Below are 20753 nucleotides of genomic sequence, written 5' to 3'. Positions count from 1 at the left end.
AATCAAGTAAGGCGAATTGCTGTGGAGCGCCATGAAATCAAGACCTGAATCGATCATTCTTTTGCTGTGCATAGCGCTTTTTCCCGCGCTCGTCCCCGCGGGCCCTCTTCCGGCTTTTCCGGGGGCTGAGGGGGCGGGCGCGTTTACGCCGGGCGGGCGCGGGGGCGTGGTGTTGTTTGTGACGACGCTGGAGGATTATGCGCCCGGCGACACGCCCATCGCGGGATCGTTTCGCGCCGCTGTGGATACGCCAGGCCCGCGCACCATCCTGTTTCGCGTGTCCGGGACGATTGAACTCAAGGCCGCGCTCTCGGTGCAGGAGCCGTTTGTCACGATTGCGGGCCAGAGCGCGCCGGGCGGCGGTGTCGCCACGAAAAACCATGGCGTGGTGATTCGCACCCACGACGTTATCGTGCGGCATTTGCGTTGCCGCCCGGGCGACGAGGTGGGCCGCGCGCTGGCGAAGGAGGGCAGGGATTGGTCCACGGACGCCCTGTCCATCGCCGCGCCGAGCCGCAACGTCATCCTCGATCATTGCTCCGCGAGCTGGGCGAACGACGAAGTCCTCTCGGTTTCCGGCGCGGGCATCACGGACGTGACGGTGCAGTGGTGTATCATCAGCGAGAGCCTCAACGAGAGCACCCACGGCAAGGGCCAGCACGGCTACGGCTCCCTCATCCGCGCCAACGGCGCCGTGAGCTTTCACCACAACCTCTACGCCTTCCACCGGTCGCGATCACCCCGGCCGGGGACCTACGGCGAGGGCAGCATCCTTTTCGACTTCCGCAACAACGTGATGTATCAGGGCGGCCAGGGCTATTCCGCCGAGGACCCCGTGCGCATGAATTTTGTCGGCAACCACCACCCGGACACGCCCTTCAACGCGACGGATACGTGCGAGCACTACAGCGACGCCAATGTGGGCGCGATCCGTGGCGGCAAACCCCGCGCCATCCCCTTCGACACCGCGCCGGTGACCACCACCAGCGCGGATGCGGCGCGCGCCGCGGTGCTGGACGGCGCGGGCGCGATTCTTCCGGCGCGCGACGCCGCCGATGCGCGCGTGATTGCGCTGGTTCGCGCCGGTAATGGGGCGCTGCTGGATCGCGTGGAGGACGCGGGCGGGTGGCCCCGGCTTGAAGGCGCGGCGCCGCCCGCCGACCGCGATGGCGACGGGATGCCGGATGCCTGGGAAGCGGCCCACGGGCTGGATCCCGATACACCGGATCACAACGGCGACCCCGATGGAGACGGCTACACCAACCTTGAAGAATTCCTGAACGGGACCGACCCCATGGTGCGATAACCTGGCCGGCCCACGTCGCTGCGTCACCGGGCTGAAAAACGCCCTGAATTCGGCCCCACTTGGGATATCCGCCCCCATTCATGTTATGGTGGCCCTGGAGGGGCGGCAATCCGTGCCGCTCCGAACCCACGAAAGGCAAATCATGCAAATTCAAGACAAGGCGGTGGTCGGTATTCACTACACGCTGAAAAATGACGCGGGCGAAACCATCGACACCTCCGAAGGCCGGGAACCCCTGGAATACCTGCACGGCAGCGGCGGGATAATCCGGGGTCTCGAAGCCGCGCTCGAAGGCAAGGCGGCGGGGGACGCGATGGAGGTGACCATCGACCCGGAAGACGGCTACGGCCCGCACCGCGCCGAACTTGTGCAGGATGTGCCCCGGAGCGCGTTTGGCGGCGTGGAGGACATTCAGATTGGCATGATGTTTCAGGCCCAGACCGACGCGGGCCCGGTACCCATTCGTGTTACGGCCATCAACGACGACACCGTGACCGTTGACGGCAACCACGCCCTGGCGGGCGAGCGCCTGCATTTCGCCGTCAGCGTGGAGGGGGTGCGCGAAGCGACCCAGCAGGAGCTGGACCACGGGCACGCGCACAGCGGCGGCCACGATCACTGATCGCCCACACGCTGGCGACGCCACCGGCGGAAGGCCGCCGGTGGCGCGCCGGAATCAGCCGGTTTGCCCGGCGGCCCGGGCTTCGCGTGCGGTCTGCCGCGCTTCAAGCCACGGGAAGCGCCGCGCTCCGGGACTTGGAACGGGCGGCGTGCCGAACATCATGATGTAGGCGCGCCGGGGCACGGCGGAGCGGTTCGGCCCGGCGTAGTGCAAGGTGCGGGCGAGGTGAAACGTCGCGCCGCCCGCCGGCAGGGGACAGGCGACCGCCCGGGACGCGTCCACGGCGTCGTCCACCTCCAGCCCGTGAATGCGCGGGTCGTGGTTGATGGAATGGTGCGGTAGCACGTCCCGCCGGTGGCTTTCCGGGATGAACTGCATGCACCCATTCTCCAGCGTCGCCTCCTGGAGCGGCACCCATACGCTCAGCGCGTTGTAGGACAACTCCGGATTCCAGTACGCCTCATCCTGGTGCCACGGCGTCGCCACGCCATGCCCCGCCGGCTTCAGGATCGCGTGATCGCCCTGCGCTTCCGCGCCCGGGCCGAGCAACTGCGTTGCGAGCGCGAGCGCGTTCCGCCGGATCGCCAGCGTATCGAAGTCCGGCGCGTAGCGCGAGGGATTCAGCATCTGCTGAAGCTTCGGCGCGGCGCCGTCCTCGTCCGTACCCGCGAGGTCAAAGTGATCGCCCGCCTCCCGACCCGTCTGGGCCGCGAAAAGCTCGTCGTACAGCGCCCGCATCTGATCGATTTCCCCGGGCGTGGTTATGGCGTCGATCGCGATGAAGCCCTCGCGGTGAAACTGAGCGATTTGTGATTCCGAAAACGCGATCATGGGGTAACTTCTCCTTTTAGACGCCCGCGCGGGCGCCATCCGCGGCGCCCGAAGTACCGGCAATTGCCATCGCCCGGCGTTCATCCATTATAATCGCCGCTGAATCGCGTTCAAACCCTATTGAGTCAGGTGATGGCCGCTGCGGGGCTGTTTCGGAAAAAGCCGCCGCCGTCCCGCGACATGGAGTACCTTGCAGTGGTTGAAAAAGAGAACGGCCAGCCGGTCGCGGAAGAAGAATCCACGGGGAACGCCACCCTGGACAAGCGCCTGGCAAGCGGCGTGCTGAAGGGGGATTCGGGCACGGAGGCGGCGCAAGTCTGGATCAGCGCGTTTCTCATCGCCGCATTCGGGTTTCTGGTCTATCTGGGTAGTTTCAGCATTCCCCTGCATGGCGCCGACCTCCGCCTGCTCCACGATTCGCAGGCGTTGCACCGGATCGTGACCTCGCCCGATGCGGTCGAGATGATGCCGACGTCGCCCCTTTCCGCGCCGGGGCTCGCGCTGATCTGCGCCCTGTCCGCGGGCCGGACGGACGCGTTGCACGGCTTCGCGCTGCTCCTGCACCTCTGTTGCGCGATCCTTGTTTTTCTTATTGCGCGCCGCCTGCTGCCCAAAGGCGCGCCCGAGGTCGTCGCCATGCTGGCCGGCCTGGTCTTCGTCGCTCACCCGGCGCTCTCCGGTACGGTGAACTACCTGGCGGCGTACCCTGTGCTCCAGGCGTCCCTCTTCGGCCTGGGCGGGCTGCTGCTCCTGTTGCGCGGCGCGGACGGCTCCGCGAACTTTCCACTTCACCTGGCCGGCGCCGTGGGCTGCTTCGTGCTCGCGTTCGGCAGCGATACATCCGCCATTCTGCTGCCCGCCGCCGGCATGGCGCTTCTCGTCCTTCGGCGCGAGGGTGAGGAAGATGGCTACGGCTCCCGCCGGATCGCGCTGCCCGTCCTGGCCGCGACGATGGCTGTCTGCTGGATTACCGGTCAGGCCGCGGGAGTTTTTGCGCCCGGCGTCGTTGCGGCGGGATTCGTGGAAGCGTTCAGGAATTTCCTGGGCCTCTGTGGCCAGGGGCTTATCGCCGTGATCTGGCCCTTCGGCTTCTCGCTGATTCCCGAACCCGGCGGTCTGGTCGTGGGCGTGCTGGCGTTCGCGCTGCTGATGGCCGGGGTCGCCGCAACGCTCCGGGGGATCGCGGTTCTCCCGCAGGTTGCGCTGTGGTTCCTCTTCGCGGCGCTCGGCGCGGCGTGCTATGGCGACGCCTCGCTCCAGGGCGATGTGCGATTCCTGTACCTTCCGCTGGCCGCGCTGGCCGTTCTTTTGCCCTGGGGCCTGCTCCAGATCCCCTCGCCCGGCGTCTACCGCGCCGCCGGCGCCGCCGCGTCCGTGGCGGTGATCGTGCTGGGGGTGCTGGCGTTCCAAGCCACCAATACCTGGAAATCCCCCGAACTGATCTGGGAGGCGGAAGCGCAGCGCAACCCGGAGTCCGCCGTTCCGTGGGCCGAGCTGGGCCGTTACCACGAGACCCGCGCGCGCCTGGCGGCGCAAGCGGAAGATGAAGCTCAGCAGACCAGCCGCCTCGAGGCGGCGGCGAACGCGTGGCGCAACGTAATCGAGCGGGACCCGGAACATCCGGAAGCCGAGAAGAACCTCGGCATCATTGCCTTTGAACGCGGCGATTTCCCCGAGGCGGCGCGCCTGCTGGGTTCCGCCGCCCCGCGGCTGCCCGAAGATCAGGAAATCGCCGTCTACCTCGGCCTGTCGCACGAACAGCTTGCCCGAGGCGAGGGCGGCCGCGAAGCCATGGCGTCGGCGTTCCGCGCGTTTCGGCGCGCCGATCGGCTCGGCGAGCTGCCGCCGGTGGCCCAGGCGCGCTACGGCATGCTTGCCGCGGCCGTCGGCGAACTCGATCTCGCCCTGCCGCTGCTCCAGGCGGCCACGGGGGGCGAGGAGGAGCACCCGATGTCGCAATCGCTGCAGTTCTATCAGGGTGTGGCCGAGCAGGCGCAAATGCTCAGCCAGCGGTCCGAGGCCATACTGCGCGAGCAGCCGGACGCCCCCGAGGGGCTGATTCTCCGTGCGGAGCGGCTGCTTGCCGAGGGGCGCGCCTTGTCCGCCTTCTACCTCCTGCAGTACGTGATCGACGCCGCCCCCGCGCAGGACGCCGCCTGGGCGCTGCTTGGCTTCGCCAGCGCGCGGATCGAGAGCGCCGATCAGTTTCTCGCCGAGCGCGCCGCCAGCCGCGCGGGCAACGCGGCGGCCTGGGAACAACTCGCCACACGCACCGCCGCGGGCGGCCTGTGGGACGCCGCCGAGGCTTACCTCCGGCACGGGGGCGCGGCCGCGATTCCGGAGGTGAAGCTCGCCGAAATCGCCATGCAACTGCGCCAGCCGCCGCGCGCGCAGGCCTACCTGGAGGCCGCCCAGCAAGCCCACCCCGACAGCCCCGAGCCGTGGCTGCGCCTGGCGGACCTGGCCATTGCGGCCGGGGAGAACGCCCGCGCCGCCGCGCTGATCGACGCCGCCGAGAGCCGTGGCGCGGCGCCGGAGGCGCTGAAGGAACGGCGGGACCGGCTCGGCGGCGCCACCGCGCCGACCACCTCGGGAATCGAGCGCACGGTGATCCGCTGATCGCACGGGCAGGATCAATGGGCTCTTTGGGGTACAGCCACCGGCTGGATCGGCGGCATCGGGATAGGACGTTGGCCCACTTGCCAGCCGGAGGCAGTCCCCTGGGTAAGGTACAGCCGTTCATGACGCGTACCGTCACGCGTTAAGGATGTAAGGCCGGCGGCTCCGCCGTACAGTTGACCAGCGCGCGAACAGGCTTGCGGATTGCGCGCGGAAGGCGTATCGTGGAGTTTGGGGGCCATACTTCTGGAGGGTACCGCCATGGAGACGGTTTCGGATTCGGGCAAACAGCTTCTCTTCCTCTTCCCCGCCATTTTCCAGCTCATATTCACCGCGATTGTGGGCGCCCTGTTTACACTCATGCTGATGTTCGGGCAGCCGGTGGAGTAACGCTCGCTCCGGACGGCGCAAGCGCGGCAACAGCCGCAAAGAGCCTACTCGCCAAGACTTTTCACGGCCGCGAAGAATTCATCGGTCATGGGAAACCGGCTTCCAAACTTTATGAATTCCACGTGGCCATCGAGGTAGAGCACGTTGCCACCCCTGGGATGGTGATGGTCTCCCCATTCCACGAGCACGGGGATACGGGCGGACTCGGGGCGCCCCATTTGCAGCAGTTCCAAAGTGCCACCGGGAATCGAAATAGCGTCTTGGGACATGGGCGCGTCCCCCTCGCCGCCCGCGTCGTTATAGGCATTCAGCAGGGCCTCCAACTCCTCCTGATCGCGCACGGCATACCCCAGGTAAATGTAGTCCAGGTTCGAGGTCTCGCCATCCGACGGGCACTGAAGCAGATCCGGGTTGATCCCCGCTTGAAACGCCCCGTCGAACACGAAATGATTCCCCGCGCCGGACAGGGGGGGAAGCCGGCCGCCGTGCCTGTCCGCGTAGGTGTAAAGTTCTAATCCCAACTGCTTCAGATTATTCTGGCAACTCGCACGGCGTGCCGCCTCCCGTGATCGCGACAGCGCGGGCAGCAGTACCGCGGCGAGGGTGCCGAAGATCGCCAATACAAACGGTATAGCGACTAGGCAAATCAGCCCTATAATAAGGCAGTTCCTCGTCCCGCTGAAAGCCGGTGCTTTTTGCACCACGACCGTCGGCGGGCCGGCGGGCTCGGGCGCGAAGTGGGCGCCTGCGGGAGGGATGGGTGGCGGCACGGCCCTCGCCGCCGCTGGACCGGCGGCATCGAGCCCCACCACGTCATGCGGCGTGCCCGAATTCGCCAGCGCGCGTACCAGATGTTGCAGCGTCACGACGCCACCCGCAATCGCTTCCGCGTCGCTCCGTATGTGGGTTCGCAGATCTCCCAGAAAATCCTCGCCAGCCTCACCTTGGGAGCGCGCGAGTTCGAAAACCTCGGCAAGGTAGGAATCCAGGCGCTGTTCCGCTTCAGGTGTCCAATGCGTCATCGGTAGGTTCCTTTCTCATAAGGCCGTTTACGCCTATTTCCACATCCTGCCAGCACGCGTTCATCAGTTCCCGCGCCCGCTCCCCGGCCGGGGTCAGGCGGTAATACTTGCGCACCGGTCCATTGGGCGACTCCTCCGTGCGCGTTTCCAAAAGGCCGCTCTTTCGCAGGCGAGAGAGGAGGGGATAGATGGTGCCTTCGGTCACGACGATGCCGCGGATAGCCGTAACGCGCTTCACCAGATCGTAGCCATAAAGTTCGCCGCGGGCGAGCAGGTTGACGATGCACAGCTCCAGCAGGCCCTTACGCAACTGGGTGGTCCAGTTGCCCAGATTCAGCTCGTTTTGACCGCTGACCATGAAGTCCTCGAAAAGGATCGCTAAAGTGCGTTGCAAGGTACCTTGCATTGCATTATAGCAGATTCCAACGAAATGTCAAGCCCGTTTTTCTCCCGAAAGCAGAGTGGCCGAATTTGCGTGAGGCTCAAAAAAAACTGGCCAGCGGCGCGTGGGCCGGGGACATTCACGCGTCTTACCGCCAATGTGCGGGAGTTGCCTGCCAAGGCCGGGCCGTAAATCCTCCGAGCAGCGCGCGGAAATCTATGGCGTGACCAGCACGGCGGCCACTTCTTCTGGCAGGAACCCTTCGGCGATGAGCTTGCCATCTTGCACGGACAGGGCCAGCGGCGGGGCGGCGTAAAGGGTTTCCATCGTGCTGCCCGGGGGAACCGCGAGGATCGGCCCGGTCAGTGTGTCCGGCGTGGCGTTGTAGAGTGTGTACAGCACCCGATCGCCGTGGGGGAAGCGGTTGGCGTAGACGCCTTCCCGCAGGGTGTCGATGTGCGGCGCGGCATCCGGCGAACGGAAGAAATCGGTATGCGCGACGAGCACCTCGTGGAAAGCCGGGGCGAGCGCGCGGAAGCCCTCGCTGTACCACGAGCCGCCGCGCCCCTTGAGCCAGAGCCCGAGGCCGTGGAAAAAGCTCAACTTGAGGTCGTCCGCCTCGGCGGGGATGGGCCGAATACCGTGGGCGACCATTTCGAACACGGGGATATCCGGCGTGAGGTAGCGGTGCAGCGGCAGCTTGGTGGGCCCCAGGGCGTGGCGCGTGTGCTTCATGCCGAGGTTGAAGGCGCCGTCGATGTAGGGCGTCATGGCGTCGCAGGGCAGGTGCTCGATGTAGATCGCGCAGTCCGGCTTCACGGTGTCCAACACCTCGCGGACGCGCATCAGCAGGCCGATTTCCTCGTCGATCGGATTCGACGGCACGGGGTGCCCGTGGTTCTCCGCCCAGCACTCCTTCCCGGGATCGAGAATGCCGAGTTGATCGACGTAGACCGCGTCCGCGCCGGTGGCCGCCGCGACGGCCGCGATGTCGGACGCGAGCTTCTCGCGCCAGCCGGGGGCGCCGGGGCAGCAGAAGAATTCCATCTCCCCGGGCCACCACGCGGGCTGGCCGCCGGCGCGAACCAGCTGCCAGTTCGCCAGGCCCTCCTCCGCCGTCGCCGCGCGCCTGTCGAGCAGGTAGCCCTCGATGTAAAGGCCGGTCTGCACGCCGCGCGCATGGCCCGCGCGCACGCCGGCGGCCAGCGCTTCGAGGCCGCCGAGATCGTTGCGCAGGTACGTGCCGACGCGCCCGATTTCTTCGTTATAGGCCCACCCGGAGATGTCGATCATGTCGGTCCCGCCGAAGGCCCAGTTCGACTCCGAGATGAGCTTGTCGTAGGAGTATGCCGGTTTCGCCACGTCGTACAGGTAGGTCGTGCCGCCGAGGGGATAATCGCGGCGGCAGTAGAAGACGCCGCGCATACTGTTCGTACGCGTGCGGGGGAAGGCCGTCCGCACCCAGTCCCGGTATTCCGCGAAGGGCGCGCGCCAATCACCTTCGTGCGGGCGGATCAGCACCGGCGGCAGCGCGAGGTGCTCCCCGGGCGCGATTTCCAGATTGCGGTAGCGCACGGCCATCTGCGACACGCCGTCGGCGTCCTGCGAGAACTCGAACCACTTGCGGCGCCGGGTGTCGTCGAGCACGATGCAGGCCAGGCCGCCGCCGTGGGTGGCGTCGTAGACATCCATAAACTGGAGCGGGAAGCGGCCCCCGTAGACTTCCGACAATGAGACGGGGGCGGTGTCGTTCAGCGCGCTGCGCGCGGGCAGCATGTAGGCCGGCGGGCCGCCGCGGCTCGCGCGGAGGCCGGGAAGCGCGGGCAGCGCCACATGCGGGGTCCACGGCGCGTCGCCGGGGTTGTAAAGTTCCGCGTCGAGGCGCAGCGCGCCGCCGGGCTGCGCGGTGATGGTGAGCGAGGCTTCCTGCGCGCCCGCCGGCGCCCCGTGAGGCGCACGCCAGCGGATGGTTGCGCGATCGCCTTCGGGATATACCGTGGTCTCCAGGACTTCAAGCGCGAGGGGCGCGGCTTCGGCATCCGGCGCGACCTCGAGGAGCGAAAACGGCGCGCCGCCCCAGACGTGACCATCGGCCCCGGCGAGCTGGATCACCTGGCCCGCGCTGTCCACGACAAGACGCGTTCCTCCAGCCTCCACGCGGATCGATCCCGGCGGATCGGACTCGGCTGCGGCGGGGAGCTTCACTTCGGGCGCCACGGCGGACGCGTCCGCAACGGGATCCTCGCCGCGCGTCAGCACCGAGGCCGCGATGAGGGCGACCTGCCCGTAGGACATCTCTTCCACGAGACTGATCTCGGCGAGTTCGCGCTCGGGGTCGATCGGAACGGTGTAGGCCGCGATACCGGCCACCAGCCCGACCGCGCCGGTTGCCGCATGCCGGGGAATGGCCCCTTCGATGGCGCCGTCCGCGTAGCGCAGCGCGATTCGGGCCTGGTGCGCGCCCGGGGCTCGATCCCGGGGCGCGCGATCGCCGGCGCTGTACCACCCTTCCGCGTTGCCCCAAAGGCGCGTCCCGATGAGGAGCGCGAGCGTGTCCCCAGATCCCGATGGGGCCATCGCCAGGGCGCCGCCGCGCGTGGTGGGCGTCACGGCGGCCTCGGCGGCGAGGGTGAATGGGAACCCGGCGATGGCTGAGGGACCGGGCGCCAGCACATCTGGCCCGAGGCCGAGCGCCTTCGCCAGGTCCTGGAGCGGTACGCGGTGTTCCTCCGGCAGGGCGAGCGCCACCTGGGGCTGCTCCCCTCCTTCGAGGCGCAATAGCTCGGGCGCGGGCAAGGCGCCGGGCGACACCGGATCGGCGAGAAAGGCGAGCTGGTTCAGCCGCACCGCGACGGGATCGGCGCCCGCGCGGACGGTGATCGTGATCTCGCCAACGCGCTCGAGGTTTTCGACGGCCCCGAGGTCCACCAACTCCACGTGGAGGCCGGGCGTATAGGTCCCGCAGGCGTGGCGCCCGCCGCTGGCCAGGGGATTTTCCGTGTTCGTGGCGCCCGGCGTGATGGGGCCCGTGGAGCCGTCGAACAGCTCGATAAAAACGCCGCTCGTGTCTTCCGGGACCCCTTCCACGAAGTAAGACAAGGCCAGTGTCCGGAAGGGCTCCATCCAGATCGGCTCGCAGGTCAGGGTCCACGCCATGGCGGTGTTCGGCGTGGTGACCACGAAGGCGACGGCCCCATCCGCCGCGATCGCCACCGCGCCCGGGTCGGGATTGTCGACGCGCCAACCCTCCGCCACCCAGCGCGCGGGCGCCACGCGGGCGAAGTCGGCGCTGTGGGTAAGGATGGGTTCGGTCGCGGCGGACAGCGCGTGAAGCGCGAGAAGGACGGCGAAGAGCGGGCGGCGGCAGGCGAATCGATTCATGGCGTGACCCCGGAGAGCGAAACTGTTGGAACGTTATCCGTAGTCTACGGGATCGGGGAGGTATGAAGAAAGCGCGGTGCGGGATCAGGACTGGCGGTCGTCTGGTGGCGGCACGGTCCGGCTATAAACCAGGGCGGAAGGAACAAAAACCGATAATAAAAGCCATACAACAAAGAACGACGCCCCGAAGGCGTTTGACCCGGCAAACCAGACGAAAAAATTCGCAAACAGGCCAGAAGGCGTTGCAATCCACCAATAAACCAGCCGATACCACGCCGGACCCGCGGGCGGGGCGAGCGCGCGCATGGCCGCGCGAAACTGCCGCCGCCACGTGCGCCACACGGGCCCCGGGCGGTATTCCATGGCGGAGGTGTCCGCTATATAGATTGCGTTGGTCTTCATTGCAGCGCTCCACACCCGGACCAACCCATTGCCTGTATGGATTATCCGATCCGGGGGCGCGTCTGTCAATAGTGAGAATCTCGGGGTCCCAATTTGCCCTCCGTGTATGCTATACTTACGGCTTCACGCCTGTACAGCGCACGCAAGGCAGGCGAGCCGCACGGGCTTTCGCGGACCCCTCCCCACAGCCCGGCGCGCGAACGAGCGCCGCCCGACCGGCGCACGCAGCGGCCCGGCCACGGGCCACGCCCGCTCCCCGCGCCCGGGGGAGCCGGGACTAGATGGTGAAGCGTACAACGAAATCCGGGACGCGCCCCGACGCCCGGACACGGAGTAACCCGAGCATGGATCTGCACCTGAAGGAACTGAACCCCGAGAACGCCCCGCTGTACATTGTCCCCGAACGCGAGATCGACGGGTTCGACCACTACACGCCCGGCATTTGCCTGGGCAGCTCGAACGACGCGGCGCTCGACCGGCTGTGCAAGAAGCTGCGCGTGCGATCACTCTCGAGTTTCCGCAGTGAAGACACCGAAGCGCTGCAGGCCAGCCTGCACTACGAGGGCTACGCCCTTCCGGAGATGCCGGAGCTGACGTGGTTCAGCGCGGCGGACGGCCTTGAGACGGTGCGCGCGCTGGCGGCCCACCTGGAGGCGAATCCGGACGCCCTCGAAGACGGCGAATCCATTGCGGCGGAGCTTCGCGAATACGAGTGCATCCTGGATCGCTTCGACAAGGAAGGGATCCGCTGGTACATGTGCGCGGGGTACTGAGCGGCCCAGCCCCCGCACGCACGCACCTGCATAACGCGGCCCGCCGGCGCTATTTCTCTTCGGCCAGGGCCTTGTAGAGCACGGCGCCAATCGCCGCGCCGACAATGGGGGCCACCCAGAACAGCCACAACTGCATCAAGGCCCAATCGCCCACGAACACGGCCACGCCGGTGCTGCTCGCAAAAAAGGATCGCGGGCATTTCCGCCCCGGCGGACCTTCGGCCTGCCGGCGGCAACGAAGCCGTGGTCTTCAGAACCACCGCCATTCTTTTTGAACCACCGGGGTATTCCAAAATCCTGGTAGAGGCAAGATCCGGGAGTTCCGAGCGACAGCCCGCGATCCCTTCACCGATCCCGCCGCCTTGCACCGGCGGGCGGGGCGCGCTATCCTTTCTCCATCGCGCGGTTGTGTGGCGCGCGATCCCCCCCGGGCCGGCCATAGAGGGACGCCGCCCGCCGCGGGATGCTTGCGGCTTTCGGGGGGGACCAGCAGCCCGTCCCGCTATGTCGGCCTACCGGATGAAGAGGACGACTCGAACTTTGACGAGCGCTTCGGGGCGCTGAAGGCGGAGACGCAGCTCGATAAGGCGTTCTTGGAGAATCTGGCGAAGGTGGCCCTGAATCAGGACGCTTTGAGCGAGAGATAGTAAACCAGGAACTATCTTGGTTTACTTTTATGCATTAAAGTAAACTAATCAAGATTTTAGTTTACTTTGGAGCAACGATGGACATCAAGGATTTCAAGGCGGGCACGTACCGAAAAGGCTACGAATACCGCTACTTCGTGCCCGAACGAATTAACCATGTATTTGTCTGGACAGACGAGGGCATCAATGAGCTCCTGGAGCGCGCCTCCCTGAAACTGGGCGAGTTAAACTCCTTCTCCCGGCTCGTCCCCGATACGGATATGTTCATTCGGATGCACATCTTCAAGGAAGCCGTCGAATCCAGCCGCATCGAGGGCACCCAGACCACGGTGGAAGAAGCGCTGATCGGCGAGGAAGACATCGCCCCCGAGCGGCGTGACGATTGGCGGGAAGTGAACAACTACGTGGCCGCCATGAACAGCGCCATCAACGAACTGACGAACCTACCCCTTTCCAATCGACTCATCCGGAACGCCCACAATGTCATCCTGGCCAGTGCGCGGGGGGAACATAAAAGCCCCGGAGAATTCCGCACGTCTCAAAACTGGATCGGCGGCGCCAGCCCTTCCGATGCGGTCTTCATTCCGCCGGTACACACCGAAGTTCCCGATCTCATGGCGGATCTTGAAAAGTTCCTGCACAACGACGAGTTCAAGGTACCCCACCTGGTTCGTATTGCCATCGCCCACTACCAGTTCGAGACCATCCACCCCTTTCTCGACGGCAACGGACGTATCGGTCGCTTGCTCATCACCCTCTATCTCGTCTCCAGCGGCGTACTCGACAAGCCCCTGCTCTATCTGTCCGACTACTTCGAGCGGCACAAGAGTCTTTACTACGACAACCTGACCGGCGTTCGCACCAGGGACGACCTCGCCCAGTGGATCAAGTTCTTCCTCAGCGGTGTCGCCCAGACCGCCGAAACCGCCGTGGAAACCCTTCAGAAGATTATCAAGTTGAAAGAGTCCATCGAAAAAGAGCGTATCATGACCATGGGCAAACGGGCGAAGCACGGCATGGACCTGTTGCCACAACTTTTTAAGCGACCCGTCGTAGCGGTAAAGGATGTGCAGGGCATGACCGGTCTCTCGAAGAAAGCCGCAAACGATCTCGTTCAGGTCTTTGTGGAGAAGGGCATTCTCACGGAAATCACGGGGCAGCAACGGAATCGCTTGTTCGGTTTTCACGAATACGTGAGGTTGTTCTGATGGGCGTTGGCAGATACCGAGAAGCGGGGAATATGGGCCGGCGGACTACCGGCTCGATTCGCGGTCATGATCCGCGGTCGGCGCGCGGGTGTCAATAGTTAACTTCGGAAAAAGATGTCCCCCGTTTGCGATTCCGGCCGTCTCCTCGGTACAACACCCAAGGAGATTTGAGCGGCATGATTTCGATTCTTCCCTCCAACGACGCCCGGCTGGTCAAACGCACCCTCCGGGGTCGCCGGGAGGCCTTTTCGCCCCTGGTGACAAAGTATCAGCAGTTGGTCTTCGCGATTGCCTACGGGATGCTTGGCAATACGGCGGATGCCGAGGATGTGACGCAGGACGCGTTCCTGACGGCCTTCAAACGCCTCCCGGACCTCCGAGAGCCGGCAAAGTTTCGTCCGTGGCTACTGCAAATCGCGCGCAACCGCGCGTCGGACGTGATCGTGCGCCGACGCAGAGAAACTCCGCTGGAGGGCGCCGAACTCCCCGCGCCGGGCGATCCGGACAATCACGCGGACACGGAATTGCGGGCGCTGTTGAGGGAACGCGTCGAAGGCCTGCCGCCCGAACACCGCGAGATCTTGCTCCTCCACTATTACGCGGGCCTGAAGGTCCGCGAGATCGCGGAGCAGCTCGAAATCTCCACGGAAGCCGCCAAGAAGCGCCTTCAACGCGCCCGGGATATTCTGAGCCAGCGGATGCTTGCGCAATTGCGCGACACGGTGGAGGAACAGGGATCGTCGGCCGCGCGGAGCCGGAAGATTATCGGATTAATCGCGGGCGCGACAGTCCCGTGGCTTGGGACAAGCGCGGCCGCGGCGGGCGCGGGAATGCTGACCACCGCGGTGCTGGTGAAAACGGGCGCGGCTACGGTCATTGTGGCCGGCATTGTTTCGGTGACGCTGATACCGGTCCGAAACGGCCAGCCGCCGACTCCCCCAGCCTCGAACACTCCTGAGGCGGCGTCCGCCGCGCCACAAACCGCGCCGGACTCCGCAGCCGAACAATCGGGTGATCCCGTTTCCACACTGGCGTCTGCGGAATCTGCCTCTCCCGCAATCGCGCCAGCGTCGGGCGACGGCATCGTTCACGGCCGCGTGGTTGATCATTCGGACCATCCAATTCCGAATTTGCTCGTTACCGCCAACACCGTAGACGCGGATCTCGGCGCGCGCCACGAAGCAATCTCGGACTCCAACGGACGATTCGTTATCGAAGGTCTTCAGGACGGGCAACGATACCTGCTGCAGGCCGTTGCCCAGGACGCATATGGCCTCAGCGAGGCTACCGCGCGATCCGACCGTTCCCAGGTGCGCGAACGCACCCTAAAACTCCTGCAGAGCAGCGACCTGACCGGCGCCGTCACCGATGTGGACGGGAATCCGATTGTGGGCGCCGAAATCCGGCCCTACGTCGTGCGCGTTGGTGAGGACGTACGCGTCTTTACGGATGCCATGAAGCAGTTTTTCACGGTGCATACCGACGAAAACGGAAAGTTTGTGCTGCGCCACGCCTGGGTGGGGCATTGGCGCGCCGATGTCGACTCTCGAGAACATGTATTCCGGCGAATCGAGTTTCGGCACCCTGAGGAAACACCGCGCGAGATCCAGCTTCAGCCAGGCGCAACCGTCGCGGGCCGCGTGGTCTATTCAGGTACGGATACCGGCGTGCCGGGAATCGTTCTCGAATTGCACGAAGATCGATTCGCGACCACCGACGCGACGGGGAGCTTCTCAATCGCAGGCGTTGCTTCGCCGAGCAATATCGTCGACCTGCCCAGCCACCCGAACCTGGTGGTCACGTCCCCGCCGTTTGCCGTGTTTCCCGGGCGCCTGACCGACGGTGTTCGTGTTGAAGTTCGTTCGGGCGGACGGATCAGCGGGCAGATACGCGACGGGCGAACCGGAACGCCGATACCCAATTCGGATGTGACCTTACGTGAAGGGAGGCGCGTATGGAGCGATTCCGTAATGGCGGACGAGAACGGGTTCTACTCGTTTGCCGGCCTGCATCCCGGCGAATACCGCCCACAGCGCGTCATGGGAAACGGGTACATACCGCTTGAATTCGAAGAGGCGGAGCCCATTCAAATCGAGTACGGCACGGTGATCGAGCACCTCGATTTTGAGCTCGACAGCGGGGTAAGCCTCGCCGGGAACGTAGAGTTCCCCGAATCCTCGACATGGGAGGACGCGCGCCTGGAAGTGCGTCTCGACGCGGGGGGATACCGCTCCATTCCTATTCTTCGAGACGGTTCCTTTCGAGCGGACGGCATCTCGCCGGATTGGGAGATCAAGGTGCAGATCTCCGGCGGTGGCTGGACCAGCGATCTCGTGGGGCCATTCCGGGTTTCGCGTGAGGACCTGCCCGATCTGCAACTGACTGCCCGGCGCGCCACCACCGGGAGCATCCAGGGGCAGGTGGTTCGGGGAGGATGGCAGCCTTGCGCGGACGTAGAAGTCGTCCTGCGCGACGAACACGGCCGGGAGATTCAACGGTCGATCTCGGACGGCTCCGGCTTCTTCCATTTCGCGTCGGTATATCCGGGCGCCTACACGGCGAGCATATTGGGGGCCGGACAAGTCGCACAGCGGGTTGCCGTGCAACCGGGTGAATCTAGTACGCTCGCCCCGCTGGAGTACAACAGCGGGAACGGCGAGATATCGGGCCGGGTACTGGACGCGCATGGCGCTCCGATCACCGGGGCGCAGGTTCGCGCTTCCGGAACGCCGGAACGTATTCCAGTGGCTGAGACGGACGGCGACGGGCGCTATACGCTAAAGGGGCTTGGAACGTATCCGGCCGAAGTAACGGTGCGCGCGGAAAGGTACGCGCGGGCCAGCGCAGCAGACGTGATTCCCGGGAGTCAGAACGTGAACTTCCGCCTGAATCGCCTGGGAAGCGTCGACGGCAGGGTTATCGACGCCACAACCGGCGATCCGGTTGAAATGTTTCACATACAAGCGGTCCCATCCCACGACGCCAGCCAGATCGAACAAGCGCTTCGCGGCCATCGGTATGGATTGTATCATTCCAGCGCGAAAGGCGAGTTTTTCGCGTCGAATCTCCCGCCGGGCGAGCAGACGGTAATTGCGAGGGCCCCGGGTTTCTTCCCCGGGCAAACTGCAACCGTGGTGCGGTCGGGTGAAACGCGGAGCGGGCTTACTATCCGCCTGCTTCCCGCCCCCGCGGCGCGAGTGCAGGTCGTGGACGCGTCGGGTGGGCCAGTGTCGGGCGCGTGCGTGTTCGTGCATGATGTGCCGCACCTCTTCGACAACACGCGCGCAAGCGAATGTTCTCACGAGACAAACGACGAAGGGATCGCAAAGCTTGATGATCTACTCCCGGGAGTTAACACGTTGTTCGTCTACCATCCGGTGAAGGGTCGGCTTGCCGTTACGACAGAGGCAAGAGCGCGAAACGAACCCGTACAGCTTGCTCTTCCTCCCTCTGCGGAACTCTCGGGGCGCGCGACCTACAACGGCAAGCCAATCCGGGACGACCAACTCAAGCTGTCGGTTCCGAGCGTTGCCGGTCCACGCTACTTCTGGAGCTACAAACCTGATCTGCGGGAAGACGGCAGCTACGCCTTCTCCGGCCTTATGTCCGGCGAGGCAACGGTCGTGCTGGATAGCATCGGGGCGCGACTGGAACGCAACATCCACATCGCGCCGGGATCAAACACGCTGGATCTTAACTTCAGGGATGGCTCGGCGCGGATCACGCTGCAGCCTGTACTGCCCGAATACCTCGCAGATGCACAAATATATGCCATTGTAACCGTGGACGCCACCGATGCGCAGACATCGCTGTACGGAGCACCCAATGCGGGTCGCGCGATTACGCTGGAGAACGTTCCGCCCGGCCGCGCCACGCTGCTGCTCTCCGTGCAGTTGGATCGTGATCAGAGCGCCGGCAAAGTCGTGCACCGCGACATCGGCGAGGGCGAAACGCTGGTGGAAACCATGGATTTTACGGCGGGCGCGAACATCACGGGGGAAGTGCTTCAGGGCGGTGCAGCTTCGGCGGAATTCGGCAGGCTGGTTGCCGGTACGCTTGAGAGGCCAGTTGAATCGAGCGAAGACATGAATGAACTGTACCGCTGGACCCTCCAACAGCAGCGGATTGGCCCCGGCGGGACGTTTCGATTCGGCGCCGTGGAACCGGGCACTTACACGGTTGTCGTCTTGGACGGCGACGCCAGTGTGATCGCGCAACAAACGGTCACCGTGGCAGATACCGATATTGACGTGAAAGTCCGAGTTCCATAGCCCCCCTACTCCAGTTCCTTCACCTTCATATTCCGGAACCAGATAGGCGCCCCGGCGTGTTCTGCGCGGGTCACGCGAACTGAAGGCGCCTGCCCCTCGGCTCGGGGATCGGGCGGCCAAACTCCCGGGCGGTGTCACGCCACAAGTCCATCGCGTCGCTGCAATTGCACAGTGCGTAGCTCGGGCTCTCGCCATGGGCCACGCATCCGGGCAACTCGGGCACTTCCGCCACAAAAACCTGGTCCTCGTCGCTCCAGTAAATGATAATCTCATACTTATGCATCATTCGTCCTCCTCGGGGGCAAGCCCGTGTGCGGTGATGACCGTCCTGACCTGGCGGACCTGATAGGGTTTTGCAAGGTGGCCCTCGCGCTGGAGGTTGAGCATGACATCGGGCCCCGGCAATACAAAAACGTGGTGGCTCCCGCGCACGCGCAGAACAAATCCCAGACGGGCCTATAGCTGGCAAAGTTCGCTGAACGCCATATTCGAATCGGAGCGCCCGCTCAATATCCTGGCCAAGAGCTTGCCAAACTTCGTCATCTGGTCTTCTCGCGCCTGAAATCTGGGGCTGTGAGCGGGCGCGCTACCATACGGTGAACTGGGTGGACGAACGCAGTGCGAATACGAAGAAGCAGAAGCAGAAGCAGAACGCGGCATAACCAATACTAGTACAGCCCCCCGTGGGGAGGGGGAAACTGAAAAACAACCCGAGGTTAAGACCCAAACCCAGGCTTCAACCAAGATACCAAGACAAATTACAGAAAGTTCTTGACACCAACAACGACACCCGGTCCACGCCTTCGTCCAAAATCGCATCCTCACCGAAATCACCGGCCAGCGGCGGAACCGTTTGTTCGTGTGTCACGAATACATGAGGTCATTCTGACGGGAGGAGTTCGAAACCGGGCCGGCGGGCCTTTTCGCGACTGCGGTCACGTACCAGAGAATTGAGCAAAGTGGACCGGCGCGCCACACGCATGGCCGAACGGGGCCGTCAGTTGGGGGACCCCATCCCGGCGCGCTTTTCCGACAGCATTCGCCGCATCTCCTCGAGCACATTCCCGTACGCCGGCGCGCCCGCCAGGTTGAAGAATTGCCGCGGGTCTTTTTTGAGGTCGTACAGTTCCTCCCCGCCGCCGCCGTAGACGATATACGACCAGCGCGGCGCCGTCAGCAGGTGATCGTTGCGCATGCAGGTGTAGACGGCGCCGTGGACCTCGGCGGCGGGGTCCGCGAGCACGGGCGCGAGGCTCTTCCCCTCGCAGTGCGGCGGAACCGCCAGCCCGCCCAGCTCCGCGAGCGTCGGGTACAGGTCCATCAATTGAGCGAGGCTCTCGGTCACCGCCGGCTTCACCCCGGGCGCCGCGACGATCAGCGGGATTCGGGCCGACTCCTCGCGCAGGCTCATCTTCTGCCAGAATTCGTGCTCGCCCAGGTGGTAGCCGTGGTCGCTTGTGAACACCACGATGGTCTTTTCGCGCAGCCCAAGTGCGTCCAGCTCCCCGAGAATCCGGCCCACCTGCGCGTCCATAAAGGCGACGGCCGCGTGGTAGGCGCTCAGTACCTGCCGCTTTTTCTCGGCCGTGTCCAGGCCGCTGCCGGCGCTGTTCTTGGTGATGCCCGATCGGGGAATATCCTCCCAGTCTCCCGCGATCGCCGGCGGCAGCGCCATGGCGTCGGCCGGGAACGCGTCGAAATACGCGGCGGGCGCAACAAGCGGCACGTGCGGCCGCACAAGCCCCACGGCCAGGAAAAACGGGTTCTCGCGGTGCGCCCGCATCAGCGCGATCGCGCGATCCGCCGCCTGCACATCGGGCTGCTCCGCGCCGTCCGTGTCCCCCTTCACCACGTAGAATGCGCCGCCAAAACCCAGCCCGTAGTGCTTGTCGGGGGTGCGGTCGAGTGGCTCGTTGGACAGGTGCGCGTGTTCGCCGTTGCTCATCCACTCCGGCCCCGGACAATTGAACCGCTCGGTCCACGAGGCCGCGTGATCCGGCCCGTCCACGCCCGCCGTGATATCGCCGGGCACGCGCATGTGGTAGATCTTCCCCATCCGCGCCGTGTAGTACCCGTTTTTCTTGAAGAGCTCCGCCAGGGACGGGCGTCCGCCCAGATTCTCGGTGAATTCCTCGGACTGCCCGTTGCCCATGACGCCGATGGAGAGCGGGTACAGCCCAGACATCATCGACGCGCGCGACGGCCCGCATACTGGATACTGGCAATACGCGCGGTTAAAGCGCACGCCCGTTTCCGCGAGCCGGTCAATGTGCGGCGTTTGGGCCTGCACGTTTCCGTACGCCGAAACGGCCTCGGCGGTCAGATCATCCGAAATGATGAACAGCACGTTGGGCCGATCGGCCGGGGCCGAAACGGCAAGAACCGCCGTCACGGCGGCGACAAGCATTCGGTGTTGCATTGCTGAAACCTCGCGGCTGAAATGGATAATCGGCGTCACGGCCCGAACGTCAGTCCCATAGCGTAGGCGCGGTGGACAACGCGAATCAATGGGTGCAGTTCTGATATTGCCGATGAATCACGAGCGCTATGGAGCGGGCCTTCAGCCCTCATAGCTTATTGGATCCCTTTGCCTGGGCCGACGGCCCAGGCTGGTTTGAAACAGGCCTTCGGCCCTGAATGCCGTTTCTTCAGCGCCGAAGGCGCACGCTCATATCAGCCTGGGCCGCAGGCCCAGGAAGAATGACGACGATTTCGGCCAAGGCTGAAAGCCCGTATCATAGTGGGTTTCCGGCGAATTTCAAAAATCGGGACAATTCTAACTTGCCCATAGTCCGGGCGCGGTAATATCAGAACTGCACCCGAATAAATTCAGGCCGGGAAAAGTTAACGCCGCGTGGTACACTATAGATGGCGCGGGCGTCAGGCAGGCCCGCGCGCG

At 64.9% G+C, this 20753-nt stretch carries 12 protein-coding genes and 2 pseudogenes; 6 read left to right on the top strand and 8 right to left on the bottom strand.

The genetic code is table 11. The features are described 5' to 3' along the window. The first annotated feature begins 31 nt into the window (after positions 1-31). Together KF886_02270 and KF886_02265 are read left to right on the top strand one after the other, a co-directional pair. Positions 32-1306 (top strand): pectate lyase, encoded by a 1275-nt coding sequence (locus KF886_02270; protein MBX3176162.1) that lies wholly within the window; start codon positions 32-34, stop codon positions 1304-1306. A gap of 142 nt (positions 1307-1448) precedes the next feature. Next, a complete protein-coding gene (locus tag KF886_02265; protein ID MBX3176161.1) occupies positions 1449-1928 on the top strand; it encodes a peptidylprolyl isomerase in 480 nt (159 codons plus the stop codon). A gap of 54 nt (positions 1929-1982) precedes the next feature. On the opposite strand, the gene KF886_02260 is transcribed toward KF886_02265, so the two are convergent. After that, the gene (locus tag KF886_02260) at positions 1983-2759 is read right to left on the bottom strand and encodes a phytanoyl-CoA dioxygenase family protein (GenBank protein ID MBX3176160.1); all 777 of its coding nucleotides are present in this window, start codon (positions 2757-2759) and stop codon (positions 1983-1985) included. A 195-nt stretch (positions 2760-2954) separates the two neighbouring features. On the opposite strand from KF886_02260, the gene KF886_02255 reads away from it, so the two are divergent. Then, positions 2955-5378, top strand: coding sequence for a tetratricopeptide repeat protein (locus tag KF886_02255; GenBank protein MBX3176159.1), 2424 nt, complete (start codon positions 2955-2957; stop codon positions 5376-5378). A 434-nt stretch (positions 5379-5812) separates the two neighbouring features. Here the strand turns inward: KF886_02255 and KF886_02250 are convergent, their stop codons facing one another. The 3 genes from KF886_02250 to KF886_02240 form a co-directional block, all read right to left on the bottom strand. Continuing rightward, entirely contained in the window at positions 5813-6790 is a 978-nt protein-coding gene (locus KF886_02250; protein MBX3176158.1) for a DUF1559 domain-containing protein, read from the bottom strand. Continuing rightward, complete coding sequence (locus KF886_02245) at positions 6771-7148, bottom strand: PadR family transcriptional regulator (protein ID MBX3176157.1); 378 nt, start codon at positions 7146-7148, stop codon at positions 6771-6773. The genes KF886_02250 and KF886_02245 overlap by 20 nt, the downstream gene beginning before the upstream one ends. 240 nt (positions 7149-7388) lie before the next feature. Continuing rightward, positions 7389-10553, bottom strand: coding sequence for a hypothetical protein (locus KF886_02240; protein ID MBX3176156.1), 3165 nt, complete (start codon positions 10551-10553; stop codon positions 7389-7391). Between the two features lie 746 nt (positions 10554-11299). Between KF886_02240 and KF886_02235 the strand changes: the two genes are divergently transcribed. Beyond that, a complete protein-coding gene (locus KF886_02235) occupies positions 11300-11728 on the top strand; it encodes a hypothetical protein (GenBank protein MBX3176155.1) in 429 nt (142 codons plus the stop codon). A gap of 49 nt (positions 11729-11777) precedes the next feature. On the opposite strand, the pseudogene KF886_02230 reads toward KF886_02235, so the two are convergent. After that, positions 11778-11909: pseudogene (locus KF886_02230) on the bottom strand (aquaporin). A 543-nt stretch (positions 11910-12452) separates the two neighbouring features. On the opposite strand from KF886_02230, the gene KF886_02225 reads away from it, so the two are divergent. Continuing rightward, on the top strand, positions 12453-13583 hold the full coding sequence (locus KF886_02225; GenBank protein ID MBX3176154.1) for a Fic family protein: 1131 nt from the start codon (positions 12453-12455) through the stop codon (positions 13581-13583). Between the two features lie 176 nt (positions 13584-13759). Further along, positions 13760-17854, top strand: a complete 4095-nt coding sequence (locus KF886_02220) for a sigma-70 family RNA polymerase sigma factor (GenBank protein MBX3176153.1) — start codon at positions 13760-13762, stop codon at positions 17852-17854. Positions 17855-17924: 70 nt separating this feature from the next. Here the strand turns inward: KF886_02220 and KF886_02215 are convergent, their stop codons facing one another. The 3 genes and pseudogenes from KF886_02215 to KF886_02205 all read right to left on the bottom strand — a co-directional run bounded on the left by KF886_02215 (position 17925) and on the right by KF886_02205 (position 20273). Beyond that, entirely contained in the window at positions 17925-18137 is a 213-nt protein-coding gene (locus tag KF886_02215) for a type II toxin-antitoxin system HicB family antitoxin (protein MBX3176152.1), read from the bottom strand. Then, positions 18137-18397, bottom strand: a pseudogene (locus KF886_02210) (type II toxin-antitoxin system HicA family toxin). Before KF886_02210 ends, KF886_02215 begins: the two are co-directional and overlap by 1 nt. A gap of 454 nt (positions 18398-18851) precedes the next feature. Next, a complete protein-coding gene (locus KF886_02205) occupies positions 18852-20273 on the bottom strand; it encodes a sulfatase (GenBank protein ID MBX3176151.1) in 1422 nt (473 codons plus the stop codon). Positions 20274-20753: the final 480 nt, after the last annotated feature.

This window comes from Candidatus Hydrogenedentota bacterium, assembly GCA_019637335.1.
GTDB lineage: Bacteria > Hydrogenedentota > Hydrogenedentia > Hydrogenedentales > JAEUWI01 > JAEUWI01.
Note: the sequence above shows the minus strand (reverse complement) of the source record. Positions and strands in the feature narration are given on the sequence as shown.